1 protein-coding gene is annotated in these 255 nt (G+C 69.0%); it reads left to right on the top strand.

The annotated features are described in order from the left end of the window. Window positions 1-255 (top strand): hypothetical protein (locus IZR01_RS49775; protein WP_194927947.1); only part of this gene is annotated, 255 nt, incomplete at both ends.

The following is a 255-nucleotide window of genomic DNA, read 5'->3' as shown; positions in this document are numbered from 1 at the left end:
CTGACACCGGCTGGATTGATCGGGTTCGGGCTGAGGGCCGGTTGGTTTCGCACCGCAACGCCGCGGTGGCGTTGGCCGCCGCCGCGATCGACGCCTACGAGGACGAGGAACAGGTGGAGCGGGCCCGTCTGTTGGCTACTGCCTCTGGTGGGCGTCCGCAGGTGCAGCATGAGTCGGGTCGGCCGTTGGATTTGAAGTTGCGTGGTGTGGGTTACCGGGTGCGGGTGGCGCAGGTCGGCGCGTCCCGGTTCCGGG

It is taken from the genome of Catenulispora pinisilvae (assembly GCF_015356865.1).
GTDB classification, from domain to species: Bacteria; Actinomycetota; Actinomycetes; order Streptomycetales; family Catenulisporaceae; genus Catenulispora; species Catenulispora pinisilvae.
The sequence above is the reverse complement of the archived record's forward strand: the minus strand, read 5'-3'. Positions and strand labels throughout refer to the sequence as shown.